Origin of the sequence: Corynebacterium sp. HMSC070E08, from assembly GCF_001808895.1 — a bacterium.
Lineage (GTDB): Bacteria > Actinomycetota > Actinomycetes > Mycobacteriales > Mycobacteriaceae > Corynebacterium > Corynebacterium hiratae.
Genome location: NZ_KV794738.1, coordinates 1 through 556, shown reverse-complemented (window position 1 = coordinate 556; position 556 = coordinate 1). Strand labels below are relative to the sequence as shown.

The following is a 556-nucleotide window of genomic DNA, read 5'->3' as shown; positions in this document are numbered from 1 at the left end:
TTCGACATCCGAAATGATTTCTCAATGTTGAATAGCCTGCGGTAATGCCCGATCACCTCCTGGGCGGCAAGAGCGGTCAGGTCGGTTTCATAGCCTTTGATTCCGGCTAGGGCTCGGTGTTTGGCAGCAAGAGCATAGTTGACCTTCTTGTTCGGGGCGGAAAGATCGATATAGCGGTTACGCTTGATAGCGATATCGCCGTCAACAGCCCCTTTGGCTTTTGCGACTTGCTCTTTGATTCCGCGCAGGCTGCGTCTAGCCCGATTGTGAGAGTACTGGTAATGCGTCACCGAATTCGGGGTTGTGTGTTTGCGCCCATCACTTGCCGAGGCTTGTGTCCAGATCTGGCCGTGGGTGTAGTCTTCACCGGGGTTGTCCCGCCGCCAGGTTTCGATCACCTCAGGCACGGTGGGGGTCTTCACCGACAAGATGTAGTGCAGCCCTGCATCAATGAGTGCTTGTTTGTTCGCCGCGGAGAACATGCCTGCATCAGCAACGACGGTGACCTCGTCGAGTTGGTAGGCCTCTTGGAACCGTGTGATCATCGGCAGCATCG

At 55.6% G+C, this 556-nt stretch carries 1 protein-coding gene; it reads right to left on the bottom strand.

Features of this window, described 5'->3' with window-relative positions; all coding sequences use genetic code 11:
• Positions 1–556: IS1634 family transposase (locus HMPREF2526_RS02765; RefSeq protein WP_148139531.1), on the bottom strand; the 556-nt coding region annotated here is incomplete at both ends.